This is a genomic window from Porphyromonas endodontalis ATCC 35406 (assembly GCF_000174815.1).
GTDB classification, from domain to species: Bacteria; Bacteroidota; Bacteroidia; order Bacteroidales; family Porphyromonadaceae; genus Porphyromonas; species Porphyromonas endodontalis.
This window is the reverse complement of record NZ_ACNN01000017.1, coordinates 1-17057: the sequence shown is the minus strand read 5'-3', so window position 1 is coordinate 17057 and position 17057 is coordinate 1. Positions and strand designations below refer to the sequence as shown.

Annotated in this window: 11 protein-coding genes and 1 pseudogene; 4 read left to right on the top strand and 8 right to left on the bottom strand. The window is 47.3% G+C overall.

Translation table 11 applies throughout. From position 1 onward, the window contains the following. Window positions 1-123: 123 nt before the first annotated feature. Window positions 124-840 carry a proline and serine-rich protein 1 family protein gene (locus tag POREN0001_RS04055; protein WP_004333358.1) on the top strand — a complete coding sequence of 239 codons (717 nt, stop codon included), beginning with the start codon at window positions 124-126 and terminating at the stop codon, window positions 838-840. 141 nt (window positions 841-981) lie between these two features. Here POREN0001_RS04055 and POREN0001_RS04050 read toward each other — a convergent pair whose 3' ends face one another. The 8 genes and pseudogenes from POREN0001_RS04050 to POREN0001_RS04010 form a co-directional block, all read right to left on the bottom strand. Beyond that, complete coding sequence (locus POREN0001_RS04050) at window positions 982-1650, bottom strand: hypothetical protein (protein ID WP_004333370.1); 669 nt, start codon at window positions 1648-1650, stop codon at window positions 982-984. Between the two features lie 407 nt (window positions 1651-2057). Continuing rightward, a complete protein-coding gene (locus tag POREN0001_RS04040) occupies window positions 2058-2726 on the bottom strand; it encodes a hypothetical protein (protein WP_147286680.1) in 669 nt (222 codons plus the stop codon). Next, window positions 2653-3825 carry a PAAR-like protein gene (locus tag POREN0001_RS04035; protein WP_004333367.1) on the bottom strand — a complete coding sequence of 391 codons (1173 nt, stop codon included), beginning with the start codon at window positions 3823-3825 and terminating at the stop codon, window positions 2653-2655. The genes POREN0001_RS04040 and POREN0001_RS04035 overlap by 74 nt, the downstream gene beginning before the upstream one ends. Further along, window positions 3818-4936 (bottom strand): LysM peptidoglycan-binding domain-containing protein, encoded by a 1119-nt coding sequence (locus POREN0001_RS04030; RefSeq protein ID WP_004333363.1) that lies wholly within the window; start codon window positions 4934-4936, stop codon window positions 3818-3820. The genes POREN0001_RS04035 and POREN0001_RS04030 overlap by 8 nt, the downstream gene beginning before the upstream one ends. A gap of 10 nt (window positions 4937-4946) precedes the next feature. Next, entirely contained in the window at window positions 4947-6773 is a 1827-nt protein-coding gene (locus POREN0001_RS04025) for a phage baseplate assembly protein V (protein ID WP_004333365.1), read from the bottom strand. Window positions 6774-7307: 534 nt separating this feature from the next. Further along, window positions 7308-10028 (bottom strand): annotated as a pseudogene (gene ppdK, locus POREN0001_RS04020) (pyruvate, phosphate dikinase); the annotation flags it as partial. A gap of 66 nt (window positions 10029-10094) precedes the next feature. Continuing rightward, on the bottom strand, window positions 10095-12494 hold the full coding sequence (locus tag POREN0001_RS04015; protein WP_004333372.1) for a transglycosylase domain-containing protein: 2400 nt from the start codon (window positions 12492-12494) through the stop codon (window positions 10095-10097). Window positions 12495-12534: 40 nt separating this feature from the next. Then, window positions 12535-14556, bottom strand: a complete 2022-nt coding sequence (locus POREN0001_RS04010; RefSeq protein ID WP_004333366.1) for a fructose-bisphosphatase class III — start codon at window positions 14554-14556, stop codon at window positions 12535-12537. Window positions 14557-14941: 385 nt separating this feature from the next. On the opposite strand from POREN0001_RS04010, the gene POREN0001_RS04005 reads away from it, so the two are divergent. The 3 genes from POREN0001_RS04005 (at window position 14942) to POREN0001_RS03995 (ending at window position 16952) form a co-directional block, all read left to right on the top strand. Continuing rightward, window positions 14942-15457: a GNAT family N-acetyltransferase gene (locus POREN0001_RS04005; protein ID WP_004333361.1), complete on the top strand. Its 516-nt coding sequence runs from the start codon at window positions 14942-14944 to the stop codon at window positions 15455-15457. 141 nt (window positions 15458-15598) lie between these two features. Further along, complete coding sequence (locus tag POREN0001_RS04000) at window positions 15599-16456, top strand: GIN domain-containing protein (RefSeq protein WP_004333364.1); 858 nt, start codon at window positions 15599-15601, stop codon at window positions 16454-16456. 25 nt (window positions 16457-16481) lie between these two features. After that, window positions 16482-16952 carry a PaaI family thioesterase gene (locus tag POREN0001_RS03995; RefSeq protein ID WP_004333368.1) on the top strand — a complete coding sequence of 157 codons (471 nt, stop codon included), beginning with the start codon at window positions 16482-16484 and terminating at the stop codon, window positions 16950-16952. Window positions 16953-17057 lie beyond the last annotated feature (105 nt).

The window sequence follows — 17057 nt, the reverse complement described above, 5'->3', positions numbered from 1 at the left end:
GTTTATCTAAGCGTTGCACTTACAACTGGAAAATACAGGAGACCGTCCGCTGTGTAGGGGTGAACGTTTTTTGGGGAGAATGTTTTACCTTTGAGGAGAGTATAAGTATAAAAAGGAAGCCTTATGAAACGCTACACCCTACTCCTAGCCCTATTGCTTACTTTCGCTTTTGCGACGAAGCTTTCTGCGCAAAGTCTAGCAGGCATCTCTGTCGAAGCAAAGAGCGTCCCCATCATTGTTTATATAGATAATACACGGGTTTGCAACCCTACCTATAGTTGCTATGTGGCTCTACCTCGGGGCAACTATCGGGTAAGAGTAGAGGTGCCCCTGGAGCAAGTGCATGCGCGGAAGCGCGTTATATACGATCGCAATTTTTACTTCTCGGGCTATGGTACAGAGTATATTGATGCCGAGAGGTATCTTTCTTTGGATTACGGGCGCCCAGGCGATAGAGACGATTATGGTCGCCCTCGTAGAGATTACTCTCGTGTAACCAATTCCAAAGGATTCCGATTGCGCCCCCTCCCCCAGCAGACCTACAAGGCATTGTTGGATGAATTAGAGGACTGTTCCTTTAAGTCGGATGTGGAAAAGGTGATGGCGCTCTATCCCGCCGATGCCGGAGTGACGGCTCAGCAATTCAAAGCCCTGTGCTCCGTTCCCAGTTTTGATAGCTCTAAGTTGGTGGTCGCTCGTGTCTTAGCTAGCCAGGTGCTTGACATAGAGAATTGTACCAAGTTGGGCGATGTGTTCTCGTTCTCATCTTCCGAGAACGAAGTGCGAGACCTACTGCGCAAAGAGCTCGACTTCCGCTACGGCTATAACAAAGGTTGGTAACCCATAACCTCCCTCTAATAGAAGACTTTTTGAGGGCTTTGACGAAAGGGCTGACTCCTCCTCGCGAGAAGCCAACCCTTCGTTTTTATTCCCTTACAGAATCAATCCTTATCTATTGAAGGGAATTCGTTCCATGGATTACTATCTGTGGTCTGCTTCCTGTCTTCTCTCTTGTAAGAAGTTTCCGCTATTAAACATCACAGCTGGTTCAACCAACGCATACTTGGAGAATAGCCCTTGATAGACGGTGATATGAACTTCTTTGTTTCGCAATGACCCGAATTGTTTGGTCTTTCCTTCGAACCTGTACTGTTCGCCTCTGCTTTCCACCGAAACCCTCACAAAGCGATTGTCCCTACCTCGCCCATCCTTGCTTAAAATAGCCTTTCCCTCAAAGATAACTCCATGATACAGGGCATTTATATTGGAATACAAGCTTGGTGGGGAGAAATATAGACAAACAATCATTATAAACACAGTCCACCATTTTAGCCCTACATCTGAGGGAATCCCGAATGTCCCATACAATTTGAAGTTTCGGAGTATCTTGCTAAGGGTATTGTCTCCTGTAATAAGAATTAAATACACAAACCATAATGTAATGACAAGGAGTAAACTTATTAACCATGTATAAACAATTGGAATTTCGGATAAGAACAACTCTTTTTTCGCCACATTGGATGTGATTAAGAGGAGAATCCAAAATATGGCAAGTCCTAATAGGAAAAGGAGACTCCTAATGATTAGCTGCGTAAAATTTAGAGACTGCTCTTGCTCTGCTTTCCGGGCTATTATTTTTTTGAATTTCATTTGTCAAGGATTTCCTTTTTACTATATTGATGAACGGGGTGATTTTGCTTGTATTGGCTAATCTGAGATTGTTCATATTGATTGAACAGATCTTGTTTTCAGAGGAAAAAACACATTCACAAACCCTCCCACGAATCAATCTGTACATCAGAGACCTAGCTGGAGAACTTGTAAGGATGGCTCCCGTTCAAATGTTCCAGATAGATGAGAACACGAGAACCAATCATCCCGATCAATTTCCCGGGCTTGGCCTCCTGCGAGAAGAATTCCTTGATCACTTCAAAGTAGTGGCAGGAGTTCTTCTTCTGTTCCAGCATCAGAGATTCAAACAAAAACTCCTTTCCGTCGAAACGGACTTTCGGTTTTACAGGGTTGAGTGGTAGATCCCTTTTGTTTCTAGACACTACCTATCTGTGGTCTGCTTCCTGTCTTTTCTCTTGTAAGAAGTTTCTACTATTAGATATCACAGCTGGTTCAACCAACGCATATTTGGAGAATAGCCCTTGATAGACGGTGATATGAACTTCTTTGTTTAGCAATGATCCGAATTGCTTGGTCTTCCCTTCGAACCTGTACTGTTCGCCTCTGCTTTCCACCGAAACCCTCATAAAGCGATTGTCCCTACTTCGCCCATCCTCGCTTAAAATAGCCTTCCCCTCAAAGATAACTCCATGATACAGGGCATTTATATTGGAATACAAGCTTGGTGGGGAGAATTTAACTGCTATAATCAGTAAGAGTATCAATACAAACCACTTTATTCCAACGTCAACGGGCGTATTATATCCTCCTATGAATAAGACTCTTTTTATCTTATGCCATGTGCTATCTTTTACGACGATTACCAAGTAGACTGCCCACGAAAATATAGCGACAGCAAGACCTATTAACCATGTATAAACAATTGGAATTTCGGATAAGAACAACTCTTCTTTCGCTACATTGGATGTGATTAAGAGGAGAATCCAAAATATGGCAAGTCCTAATAGGAAAAGGAGACTCCTAACGATCAACCGCGTAAATTTTAGAGACTGCTCTTGCTCTGCTTTCTGGGCTATTGATTTTTTGAATTTCATTTGTCAAGGATTTTTCTAAATGTTGAGAAATTACTTCAGACAAAAAGAATGCAGCCAATAAGCCGTAATTGGCTCTAGTATATTTCTTCTGAGCAGAATTTCGAACTCGATTTTGATATCGTTGGCTTAGTTTTGAACGTTGATTTGCTCCGTACTCCTTTGCCTGGATATTTATTTTTTGTTTTTGCTGTTGCTGTCTTCCATAGTGAGGGCTTTTCTTTCCTCTACTATATCGATGAACAGGGTGATTTTGCTTGTATTGACTAATCTGAGATTGTTCATATTGATTGAACAGATCTTGCTTTTTTTGCATCCTCCTATTGACAGATAATGTTGTCTCATTTGTTGGGGGAATTCCTATTGGTTCTGTTGATGTTTTCTGGTAGTCCGCCCGTGTTATATCTCCAATATTTTTGTTTTCGCCATAATGAGGAATGCTATCTCCCATTCCTGTTATTAAATCATTTTCATTTTGTGTGGTAATATTGGATACAATGTTTGCTCCTTCAACCATCCCATAACCTAATACTAAATTCCTTGGTAACGCCAAAACAAAACCTTTCACAGCACCAGTAAATCCATTAACCTTTAGTGATGCACCAAAAGCTCTCCCCATAAAAGCAGCCCCAAGTATCTCTACCGAGTTTCTTAGCCAGTTATTACGCAAAGCTTTACCGGCTGTAGCTTCATCATAAAAAATTGTAATGTTTCCTCCCATTAAGACACAGGTCAGCTTAGAACTTTCAGTCAGGGCACACTGTCCTTTCAGCTTTACTTGAGGATGAACCATATTCCATTTTCCTCCTTGTAATGCCACCCAACACAGCAATTGTCCTAATGTCAAGGCAGCGAGCATCCCGATCAAGAAAGCTGCCAAGACTGCCACAATGAAAGGAGCTGTGATTAGTATTGCGGCAATCAATGCCGCCAACACCCCTGCCCACTTACAGGCAAAGTTTGTAGGCTTATCTTCTTCTGTTGCCATCAGTTGCCCTCCGGCAATACATACTCCCCTATCTTTTACCAGCAACTTTGCTGGCTTAAATCCATTGGTGCAGATTAGTGACACTCCTTCATGAACATATGCTTCCTTACTCATCTTTGTTCTCCTCTTCTGATTTATTTTCTGACACTATTCGCTCTATTTCCAAGCGCTGGAAGGCATTCATATTGTTATTGACCAGTTCTTCGATCTGAATATCTGCAAAGTTGAGGATGGAATCTTCTTTCCCGATGGCATACATGGCATTGATCAGTACATCATATCTGTCGAAGGCATCTTTGAGAAACGGATATTCCTCCTTGTATCTTTGCTGCAAGGTATTTCTATCAAGCAAAACCTTGTTTACCTGAGACTCCACTTTTACCAAATATTCGTTCGCTTCTTTGTCTTCCGTTATCGTCAGTGTAGTGCGCAGAGGAATTCTTTCCCCCGAAAACAACATTGATATGAGGTGATGATCTTGCTGCATTTCATACGTCTTTTCAGGAAGAAACATGCGCCCATACAATGGAAAAAACAAATAGGAATGAAAAACGGACTTGTTCAACTCTTCTTCCAAGGGGTATGAGTTTGAAAATTCCTGATCTCCCTTTTCAATCATCTCTTGCATCTGACTGCTGGGGATTTCTGACAAGAGGGGATTATTCTTTAAATCCTCTTTAAGTTTTTCCCACTTCTCTCTTAGTTGTTTGCGATTTTCTACTCTGTAGATAGTGCCGTGTGGTGTAAGGTTGAGTTCCAAATAATCTTTTAGGCGAACAACAGATTCAAGCAATCCTCCAAATTCCCCTTTCAAGCCGATCCCGTCATCGAAGTCATTTTTGGTGATCTGTAGTGTGCAGAATGGATATATAATACCGGACTCTTCTATGCTCAGATTAAATTCCTGATTTTGTGTAAATGTAGCAAGCGGAACGTTATTAATTTCGATTTCTGTTAAATGACTGCTTGTGTAAGTTTGAGGAACTTTTGACTTTGGAAGAAAGAAGATTTGCATTTCCTTTTCGTCTTCATCGGAAAATTCTTTCTGTCCTGTTTCCATAATAAGGAACTCCAACCCTCGGGGAATTTCGTTCTCAAGGATAAGATCTTGGAAATCACAGTGGGTGTTATGAAAGTTTTTCAATCTGATAGGAGTCGTGTTCCTTTCAGATGCAATTTTTTCCAGCGTATCTCCTTTTTTGATTGTATATCGGATTAATTGCATATCCTATCTCCTAATTCATTTCTATTTCTCCTTTTACATCAATCTTAGCCCCTTCGATTGTGACCTTCCCATCGGAGAGTGTTATCTTGCTGTTTCCCACCTTGATTGTCACCGATTTATTCCCGGAAAGCTCGATAACTCCTTCGTTATTCAGGGAAAAAGTCGCAGAGGGAGAAGGTGGTGGGGTATTATCGTTTGGAGTATCCTTTCCCTTTGGCAGTTGGGGAATGATTTCGATAGATGCTTTTTCTTTAGCTCTGACAAAATGGTTTTTTATGGCTTTGATAGTAGCATTGCCATCTTTGTCAAATCGCTGGAAAACAGCTCCCAAGGGAGTTGAGAGGACGACTGATCCATTACTCCCGTTAAGGCGAAAATAGTTACCTTGTTTGGTAGAAAAACTTTTGTTTTTATTGTCTACCCCTCCTCCTATTCCACTCTTCCCGTGGAATAGGCTTCCCATGACAAAGGGGCGGTGTGGATCACCATGTTCGAAGCCGACCATCACCTGATCGCCCACTTCGGGAATTGTCACCCAACCGCGGTTGCTTGACACCTTGTCACTACTCCCTGCATCAGGAGTCTGAACCCTCAGCCAATTGGTCGAAAGGCTGAGTGGCTTTTGCCAGTAGAACTGTACCTTTACACGACCCTGCCCCTTCGGGTCATTATTGTCCGACACCGTCGCCACCTCTGGATAGGCAACGAGTTTGTGCATGAAGCGCTCGGGGACATACTCATACTGACTCGGAATTGCCACGAAATGATTGCTGTAATTCCCGTTCTTATCCACCCGATGAATGATTTGGATGATACGATACTGACCTAACCAAGGAACATCCATCTTCAGAGGGAAAAACACGTTCACCAATCCTCCCAACTTGATACGGCAGGTACGGGTCTCGCCCTCGATATTCATCATTCTCCCTGCGGCATCCGACCGCCGGTTATCCGCCATGTCGTAAATATGTGAATCGTGGTATGCCGGAGTTCCGGCTTCCACCACTCCTTTGTCAGGGAATAGATAATCGGATCTCTTCGTGATGGTATCAATCAGCCAATGTTTGTCGTTCGGCTTGAAGCATTCGGGCGTGCGCACGAATTGATCTTCCATTGGCAGGTAACCATAGCCGATATACTTCCTTGGGACGGCCGAAGAGTAGGTGCGCAGACTGGTCAAATCCTGATCCACGTATAGGTCTTCGGATCTCGGGTCATCGGGTGTGCCGAAGAAGAGGGTACGACCGTCATAGAAAAAGAGTTCTCCGTATGTATAAGAGAGACGGTTGAGAAACTCGAATTTACTTTCCCCGTACTGCATGGCGTAAGGCAGAAGAGCCTTATACTTAGGATTACACTTGACTTCGAGACGAGAGTCCTGGGTTGTCTGTGCCACAATACTACTCAAAGAACAGTCGACAAAGGAGTGCATCGTTGCAGCTCCATCCAGCTTCACCACATCGCCCTGACCGATGATGCGGACCTTATTGGAGCGGCGTCTGTTGTCGGAGCGACCTGCAAAATCTTCCCACGAATCAATCTGTACATCAGTGACCCAGCCGGAGAACTCGTAAGGATGGCTTCCATCCAAATGCTCTAGATAGATGAGAACACGAGAACCAATCATCCCGATCAATTCCCCGGGCTTGGCTTGCCACATCTCATCCTGCGAAAAGAATTCCTTGACCACTTCAAAATAGTGGCAGGAGTTCATCTTCTGCTCAAGCATCAGAGATTCAAACAAAAACTCCTCTCCGTCGAAACGGACTTTCGGTTTTACAGGGTTGAGTGATAGAACCCTTTTGTTTTCAGTGTCTGTTGTATATCCGTATCTCATAAGCTAATACCTTCTACTTTCGCAAAGATACCGATTTAATGTTGTTCGGTATAAAAATCGAAAGAAAACGGCAGAAATTCTTCAATATTGATTTCTCCTGTAAATTCTATGCCTTTGCCCCCTCTTAGTTAGAGTTGACTAGAGTAAGGTTAGAGCTTATTCGTTTCCATCTCCACCGGCGGATGAACCGGAACCGCCACCCCCATTGGGAGGAGTAGTAGGTTTCCTTTTACCCTCTGTGGATTTTCCCTTTGTCAGCAAGGGTGAAGCGGATACGGCGGCGTGCTTCTTTGAGTAGCATTCCAGACAAGAAGTGCAGTATAGGAGTGAGTATATTGCTGTGTGTGAATTCTTTGACCCATTGAGCTTTCCCCTTCTACCTCTCCTGAAGATTTGTCCGAGGGAGGAGGTTGGTTTCTCTCGACTTACAGGCTACGTTTTAAATCGTTTTCCGCTAGCAAAATAAAAAGGGATACCCAAAAGATTTTCATCTCTCAGGTGTCCCTTTATTGGGATTGTATTTAGTTCGCTAGATTACTTGCGCTCTTCGATAGCAGCTTGTGCAGCAGCTACACGTGCGATGGGCACACGGAAGGGGGAGCAAGATACGTAGTTGAGCTCTACACGGTGGCAGAACTTAACCGACGAGGGTTCACCACCATGCTCGCCGCAGATACCCACTTTGAGTTCGGGACGGATGGCACGACCACGCTCTGTTGCCATGCTGATGAGTTGTCCCACACCCTTCTGGTCGAGTACTTGGAAGGGGTCAACCTTTAGGATCTTCTGCTCGAGGTAGTGAGGCAAGAAGCTGGCGATGTCGTCGCGAGAGTACCCGAAAGTCATCTGTGTAAGGTCGTTCGTACCAAACGAGAAGAACTCAGCGGACGAGGCGATACGGTCGGCAGTGAGAGCCGCACGAGGGATCTCAATCATCGTACCTACCTTAAAGTCGAGGCGCACCCCCTCTTCTTCAAATACCTTTTCTGCTGTAGCGCGAATTACTTCCTCTTGTTGCTTGAACTCGTAGAGGATACCAACGAGAGGTACCATGATCTCGGGATGAGTTTCAATACCCTCCTTTTGGAGTTGGCAGCAAGCCCCGAGGATGGCACGCGTCTGCATGCGAGTAATTTCGGGGAAGGTATTACCGAGACGGCAACCACGGTGCCCGAGCATTGGGTTTTGCTCGTTGAGCTTTTCGATGCGAGCTGTGAGCGTAGCGAGATCGATGCCCATAGCTTCTGCCATCTCCTCTTGTTGTTTTACATCGTGGGGTACGAACTCATGGAGAGGGGGGTCGAGAAGACGTACCGTTACGGGCAAGCCTTGCATTACTTTGAAGATCTCATAGAAGTCTTTGCGCTGGTAAGGCAAGATCTTTTCGAGTGCTTTTACACGACCCTCTTCGTTTTCGGAGAGGATCATCTCACGCATGGCTTTGATCTTTTCTGCTTCGAAGAACATGTGCTCTGTACGGCAGAGACCGATACCTACGGCACCAAAGCTACGAGCCGTTGCAGCGTCGCGAGGCGTGTCTGCATTGGTGCGAACTTGGAGGCGTGCGTGCTTATCGGCAAGCGTCATCAAGGTGCGGAAGTCGTCGTCCATTTCGGCAGCAACCGTAGCTACCTCGCCGAGGAATACTTCGCCCGTAGTACCGTTGATAGAGATTCTATCGCCTTCGTGGAGTACGGTCTTACCGATGGTAAGCGTGCGCTCTACCATGTTCACCATCATTTCGCCGGCACCGGTGATACAGCACTTACCCATACCACGAGCCACTACGGCAGCGTGAGAGGTCATACCCCCACGTGTGGTGAGGATACCTTGAGAGGCTGTCATACCTTCGAGGTCTTCGGGAGAAGTCTCTTGGCGTACGATGATTACCTTCTTGCCTTCTGCGTTCCAAGCGGCAGCGTCGTCGGCAAAGAATACAATTTGCCCCGTTGCAGCACCGGGAGATGCAGGGAGACCCTTCGTTAGAAGTTGGGCTTTCTTTAGTGCTTCCTTATCGAAGACAGGGTGGAGTAGCTCATCGAGTTTGTTGGGCTCGATGCGCATGATGGCTTGCTCTTCTGTGATCTTACCTTCGTGGAGTAGGTCACAAGCGATCTTAACCATTGCGCTACCGGTGCGCTTACCATTACGTGTTTGGAGGAGCCAAAGTTTGCCTTCTTGTACGGTAAACTCCATGTCCTGCATATCGGAGTAGTGGTCTTCTAGCTTTTGTTGGATGGCGTTGAGCTCGGCATAAATCTCGGGCATGCATTCCTCCATAGAGGGGTACTTAGCGGCACGATCTGCTTCGCTAATGCCACCGCGTTCTGCCCAACGTTGTGAACCAATCTTGGTGATTTGTTGAGGAGTACGGATACCTGCTACCACGTCTTCTCCTTGTGCATTGATGAGGTACTCTCCGTTGAAGAGGTTTTCGCCGTTACCGGCATCGCGAGAGAAGCATACCCCTGTAGCTGAGGTATTGCCCATGTTCCCGAATACCATAGCTTGTACGGTTACAGCGGTTCCCCACTCTGCAGGGATTCCCTCCATCTTGCGGTAGAGGATAGCGCGCTCGTTCATCCATGAGTTGAATACCGCCATAACGGCACCCCATAATTGCTCATAGGGATCTGCAGGGAAGTCCTTACCGGTACGCTCGTATACTGCTTTTTTGAAGCGAACTACGAGGTCTTTGAGGTTTTCTACCGAGAGTTCGTTGTCGAGTTTTACTCCGGCTTCTTCTTTTACCTGCTCAATAATGGCTTCGAAAGGATCCTGTTCGGTCTTTTCGGCAGGCTTCATGCCAAGTACCACGTCGCCGTACATCTGTACGAAACGGCGGTAAGAGTCCCAAGCGAAACGCTCGTTGCCGGTTTTTTTGCTGAGGCCGGCTACTACTTCGTCATTGAGACCAAGGTTGAGGATGGTGTCCATCATCCCGGGCATGGATGCACGAGCTCCGGAACGAACCGAGACGAGCAACGGGTTTGAGGGATCACCAAAGTTATGACTCATAAGGGTTTCGATACCCTTGATTGCAGACTTTACTTCGTCATTGAGGAGGTTGCGTACCTCTTCTCCACCAATTGAGTAGTATTCGCTACATACGTCAGTGGTAATTGTAAAACCTGGAGGAACAGGTACCCCGATTAGGTTCATCTCTGCGAGGTTGGCACCTTTACCACCAAGCAGATTCCTCATGTCAGCACGTCCTTCGGCCTTACCATCACCAAAGGAATAAACTCGTTTTTTTCCATCTGTGCTTCTTTGTTAGTTTAGCGTATTCTTATAATCTATTGTCTTCTTAATTCATTGGGGTCAGTTGGAGGGCGTAGATGTTCCTTCTCGCGCACCACCTTGTGATGCGGTATTGCCAGCTCCTTCGGTATCGGTATCGCCTCCTTCGCCATCCCACCAGCCGGCTTCTCCTTCGTTGCCACCACCGGAGGAGCCGCAAGGATTGTAGCCTTGGGGGATGTTGAATTTCTTATCACGGGAGTAGCCTAGAGCTCTATCGCTGTAGACTTTCTTGATGAATTTGGCAAAGATGGGAAGTGCAGCGGCTGCCCCCTGTCCTATGGACGTGGAGTTGAAGTGGATGGAGCGGTCTTCGCCACCTACCCAGCAACCTGCCACAATCTCGGGAGAGAAGCCCATAAACCAGCTATCGCTATTGTTTTGCGTTGTCCCTGTCTTACCACCGAGCGGAAGCTCCAAACCATAGCGGCTTCTTAGGCGCCCACCGGTACCTCCATTCACTACAGCTTGCAGCATATCCAGCATCTTTAGGGAGGTCTCTTCGTTGAGTACCTCGGTCATGCGGGGGGTAAAACTTTCTATTGTGTTGCCAAATTGGTCTTCGATGCGGGTAACGTAGAGCGGACTCACACGTATCCCTTGAGAGACAAATGTGGTATAGGCACTTACCATCTCGGCAAGACAAACGTCGGGAGTACCTGCGGCTAGCGACACTACCGGGTCGATATGTCCTGTAATGCCGTACGATTTGAGTAGGCGTACAAAGGTAACGGGCGAGGTTTGCCCCATAAGATAGGCCGTAACCCAGTTGGAGGAGTTTTGCAACCCCCAACGGATTGTGACCATCTCTCCTTGGCGACGCGCTCCTCCGCTTCGGGGTGTCCATGCCCGTCCACTGCCGTCGTATAGAGTTACGGGGTTGTGGAGCACCATATCACAGGGGGACATCCCTTCTGACATCAAGAGCGAGTAGAGGAAAGGTTTGATGGTCGAGCCCACCTGTCTGCGCCCCTGATTGACCATATCGTACTTGAAGGTGCGGAAGTCAATTCCTCCCACGTAGGCAAGTACATGCCCATTAGAGGGGTTCATTGCCATGAAGGCGGAGCGCAATAAGCCCTTATAGTAGAGGATAGAGTCGCGGGGAGACATGGTCTTATCAATCATGCCATCCCAAGACCATACCTGCATTTTTCTTTTTTGATCGAAGGCTGCGAGTATTTCTTTGTCACTTGCCCCCTCTTGCTTCATTTGGTACCAACGATCCGATTGCTTCATGGCGCGTAGGATCATTGCCTCCCTGTCGGCTGCAGAAACTCGCGAAGAATACGGAGCAGACTTAGAGCCTTTTTTCTCTTGTGCAAAGGCGGGTTGCAAGAAGCCGCCCAGATGCTCGCGTATAGCGTCCTCGGCATAGCGTTGCATACGGCTATCTATCGTACAATAGATTTTCAGCCCATCCGCGTAGAGATCATAGCTCTTGCCGTTGGCTTTGTGGGTCTTTTCGCACCAACCGTAGAGGGGGTCATTTTCCCAAGCGGTGCTGTCCGCAACATACTGCCCTATGGACCATTCGTTGTAATTGCTCTTATCCGGCTTTTTGGCTGTGAGTATTAAGCGGATAAATTCTCGGAAATAGGGCGCAAGACCCTCGTTGTGCTGCGTTTTGTGGAAGCGCGTTACAAGGGGGAGGGCAGCCACCGAATCTGCTTCGGCTTCTGTGAGAAATCCTGCTTTTGCCATCTGTCTGAGCACCACATTACGACGCTCTAATGCCCAATCCTTGTCGTTGTGTAGGATGGGGTTGTAGACCGCCGGGTTTTTGCACATTCCCACCAGCATGGCACTCTCTTGTAGGTTGAGTTCGCTAGGCTTCTTGCTAAAATAGGTCTCTGCCGCCGAGCGGATACCCACCGCATTGTAGAGGAAATCGAACTGATTGAGATACATGCAGATAATCTCCTCTTTGGTGTAGTAACGCTCTAGTTTGATCGCGATAACCCATTCGATAGGCTTTTGTAAAAGCCGTTCGATCACGTTATCTGCTTTGGGGGAGTAGAGCTGCTTGGCAAGCTGCTGCGTGATGGTACTCCCACCTCCGCCACCTTTTTGTCTTAGCATTCCGCGCTTAACAATGGCACGGAGCAAGCCTCTGGCATCAATCCCGGAGTGGTCTTCGAAGCGAATATCTTCTACCGCTATCAAGGCTCGCACGAGGTCGGGCGATAGATCTTGGTACGAAGAATATATGCGGTTATTACCGCTACGGGCATAAGACCCTAGAGTAACACCATCTGCCGAGATTAGCTGCGACGCATATTTATCTATGGGGTTCTGTAATTGCTCTACAGGGGGCATATAGCCGATGATGCCAAACCATATAAGTAGGAATAGCAGCACGACAAAAGCCCAAAAAGAGCCGAATACAATCCATAAGATCTTTCTTATTTTTCGACGCATCAATAAGAAGTGCTAGTTTGTACTCTGTGTGTTATTTATTTTACTTGGACTCGCGTTCCTTGATAATCCCTAACTGGTAAGCCTCAAGGAGTTGCTTGAGATTGTTGACCTGCTCACGTAGCACCTTGCCCATATCTGTATCTGCTACAAGTATTCGGTGCGAAGTTGGCTCCGTTACTACAGTAACACTTCTAATGTCGTCAAGGTTCTCAATGGCCTCACGTTTGCTGCTAAATGGCTCATGCTGTACAAGCTGCAAACCTCTCGAATTGAAGGTGAGAGTATACCCTGCAATACCTGTACTCGACTGGTAGGCACGGCTGAATCCTCCATCAATTACCAAGAGCTTTCCGCCTGCCATAAGGGGTTTTTCTCCCTTAACGGCCTTAACGGGTACGTGTCCATTGATTACGTGACAATCAGGCCCTTCTAAACCAAAGTCCGCGAGAATGCGTGTGATAGCTTGAGCATCATCGCGGTACTTATAGTAGTAGCCTTTGTGCTCTTTGTGGGTATCTTTATCCTTGATGAAGTAGCGTTCGAAGGTGGTCATGGCACTCTTATCGAAGAGAGGAGAGTCGGGTCCACACCATAGGTACCACATGTAATCTACCGATTTTTGTTTGCGGTCACTGCCCTCGGGGGCTTGGTAGGCATCGCGCACTACTGTGTCGATTTTCTCCAGCAGCGCTTTCCCCTTGTAGGTGCCACTGCCCACGTGTACCTCTTTGAGTATACCCTCTTTGTCGAGGGGCATAGAGGCGTGGTAGAGTAGATTGCCATTGCATACGAGGTACATGCTCCCGATTTTGTAGAGGGTACGAATATGCTCGTGTAGCTTGATGCTGTGAGCAAAAGAGAGTCTCAATTGCTCTACTACAGAGGCCTCTTCGGGGGTTAGTTCGAAGGGGTTGTCGTGGTTCACCGTGGGGAAGTTCATATCCAGCATCGGGTGATGACCGTAACCTCCATTGGGTGCAGTATGGGTAAGATCGAGCGTTCCCTCTTCCCAGTTGATCTTATCAAAGAGGTCGCGATCCGCCATCTTATATTCCGGATGCGCTGCGATTAGAGCGTGCTCCAGCTTAAACTGAATTACGGCAATCGCCTTGTGCATTTGGCTAATGAGGTAGACACTCTTCTCGTCGTAGCTTGCGTCGGAATCTCCCATCTTGGGTTTGAAGCAGTCGCAGGGGTCGTCCGCATAAGTGTCCATAGCAAAGCGAGCCAAGGGGAGGAGGTTAATGTTGTAGCCATCTTCAATAGTGTCGAGGTTGGCATACCGTAGGGCAATGCGGATCACATTGGCCATACAAGCCAGGTTGCCTGCCGCAGCTCCCATCCAAAGCATGTCGTGATTCCCCCATTGCACGTCCACATTGTGGTAGTGCATTACGGTATCCATGATATGCTGTGCGCCGGGGCCTCTATCAAATATATCTCCTACAAGGTGGAGCCTGTCGATGGCAAGACGCTTGATCGTGGTAGAGATAGCTATGATAAAGTCGTCGGCACAATTTGTTGCTATGATAGTATCGAAGATACTAGCGATATAGGCACTCTTGTTGGGATTAATCCCATCTTCGTGCAATAGCTCTTGTATGATGTAGCTATACTTCTGGGGGAGGGACTTGCGTACCTTGGAGCGGGTGTATTTCTCTCCCATCTTACGGCACACTTTTACAAGGCGTATCAAGGTAAGGCGGTACCACTCGTCGAGGTTGGGTAGCTCCTTCTTGCTAAGCTCAAGTTTCTCCGCAGGATAGTATATAAGGGTTGCCAATTCTGCCATTTCGCGCTCCTGCAGTTGGTGACCAAATAGTTCGCGTACTTTACGTAGGATGCTCCCCGAAGCATTCTTGAGCACGTGGTTGAATGCTTCGTATTCTCCGTGTACGTCGGCGAGGAAATGCTCTGTACCTTTGGGTAGATTGAGAATGGCTTCGAGGTTGATAATCTCGGTGGAAGCCTCGGCTGATGTCGGGAAACTATTGGACAAAAGCTGAAGGTAGCGAAGATCCTTGCGGATGGCTTCTACTTGTTCGTTGGGCTCTCTTGTCATAATGGATACGCAAAGATTAGTTTTCATTATCGCGGAGACAAAGGTACTCTTTTTGTGGGGAGTGGCAATGCCGGCTGGGCAGCGTGGTCGCTTCGCCCTCGCGCAATAAACGGCTCCTTTCTTGCTTTACTCCCAAAGCATTACGCCTTTTATTCCCCTTCAGATCCTTATGATTGGAATAGCTTGCCTAGTGATGCCTAGGAGAAATGCCCGTGAAACACGCAAAAAACGCTGCCCTATTCTTTTTCGGATTTAGGGCAGCAACTAAATGTTTCCCGGCTAGAATCATAGGGGGATATTGGGTGATATTTTTCTGAAAACCAGCTGCATTTCTGCCGATAATTAGCCTACCTTTGTGTGGATTATTGGCTGATCATTTATTAGGATGTCTTTTGCCGTACGTCATTCGCTAGAGGAGGATCTCCCCCGGATGCTTGCCATCTATGAGCACGCTCGTGCCTATATGGCATCGTTGGGTAATCCCCATCAGTGGGGCGACTCGGGTTATCCGTCCGTCTCTTTGCTGCGAGAGGATATAGCTCGGGGCATTAGTTATGTGGTTACGGATCGAGAGGATGAGATGGTAGCTACCTTTGTGTTTGTAGAGGGAGAAGACCCTACCTATAGTATAATAGAGGGGGCGTGGCTCAATGAACAGCCCTATGGGGTGATACATCGTTTGGCCTCTTCGGGGCGAGAGAAGGGAATCGCTCGTTTTGTTTTCGATTGGTGCTCGCAACGCTCTTGCAATCTGCGTGTGGATACACACGCGCAAAATCTTGTGATGCAGCACCTCTTTCTCTCTTTAGGATTTATGCCGTGTGGTACTATTTTTCTGCCTGACGGCACCCCTCGTTTTGCCTATCAAAGGGTAATCCCAAAGCCATCAAAAGAGGGATAATCCGCCTCTAAAGGGGGCGAGCGAGAACACTATTCGCCCAAAAAGACTACTTTTGGATAGTAAACGAACGTGCCTTTAGGCACTCTAGAACGATAGATTATGGATTCACTAGACTCGAAAAGAGATTCCCTTGGAGGGCACATGGCAAAGAAAAAGACTCCTACTGTCTGGACGGCAGTTGGGGTAGGACTTGCAACTTTGGGCGGAGGCCTTTTGGGCTGGATGCACCGCAGGCGTCAGGTCGCTCTTGAAAAACGGACGATTGACTTATCGGCTCCCATTCAAGCGCTCGAGGTTGGTTCGGGCTTTGATGTGGAGTTGAGTTTTGGTTTAGGAGAGGAGCTCGTAATGGAGGGACTGCCTGCAACTCTTGACGAAGTTAATTATACGATCCATGAGGGATTGCTTCGGGTTTATCTGTCTCCCGATGGCTTGTCTCCCGAGCTCCCACGGCGTGTTACATTGTATCTTTCTCTTCGTTCCCTTCCCTCTATTACGCTTTTGAGTGATAGTTCGCTCACGGCTCAAGGCGTGAATGAAGTGGATCATTTTACACTCGTGCAGCATTCTTCTCGCCTCAAAGGCTTGCAGGTGGAGGGTGAAGTAGCCTCTCTTCGTCTCTCCGGTGAATTTAAGAGTGCAGGGCATTTCCGCTTAAAATCCCTTTCGGTTCAAACGGTGGGGAATGGCAAGCTAAAGTATGATGCTCTCACCTCAGAAACAAATCTCTCTATGGCGGGCTCCGGCTTGGCTTATCTCTCAGGGTTGGCAGATCGTGTGGATTGCTCTCTTTCGGGGCGCACTAAGGTGCATGCCGAGAAATTTGTTACCGAGAGTATTAAAGTGCTGCTAAGCCACGATGCTCAGGCAGAGTGGAAGGTAAATCAGGCCTATTCGGTCTCACTTTCCGAGCGGTCGCACCTAATCCTCAGAGGGGAGGAGGCTAAACCTTCGGAGGTTACCGTTACCCAGCAGGCAAAATTTATTCGTTGTAAATAATCATACACCTATATGTAGTACTATAATGACGCAATCATTATCGATCCAAGAGTATTATGCCCCCGAGTTTAGCCATTGCTGGGGGTGTGGGCAGGCGCATCCCTCGGGTTTGCATCTGCGTAGTTACATGGCTCCCGATGGCGCTTCTGCTACTTGTATTACCACGCCTCCGGATATTTATACGGGGGGAGTGCCTTCTAATCTATATGGCGGGTTTATTGCCATGCTTTTCGATTGTCATGGTACGGCCTCGGCGGCAGGTTTTTATTTGGCAGCGCACCACATCCCTCTGAATCATGAGACCTTGGAGCGATTTGTTACGGCACACTTGGAAGTGGATTATCTACGCCCAACTCCGATGAATTGCGCTCTGAAGGTGGTTGCTCGTCCTCTAGAAGTGACGGATCGCAAGGCTGTTTTAGAGATGGAGCTGTGGGCTGGAGAAGTAAAAACCGCAACCGCCAAGATGGTCGCTGTGCGCTTCGTAAAGAAGTAAAACCCCTCGAATCCTTTTTCAGATCCACTTCTGGGAGAAAAAATTCCCCTGTAAGTTGCTGAGGGATAGTTGTGCAACCTTTCTTAACATCGGAAGGTTAGAAAT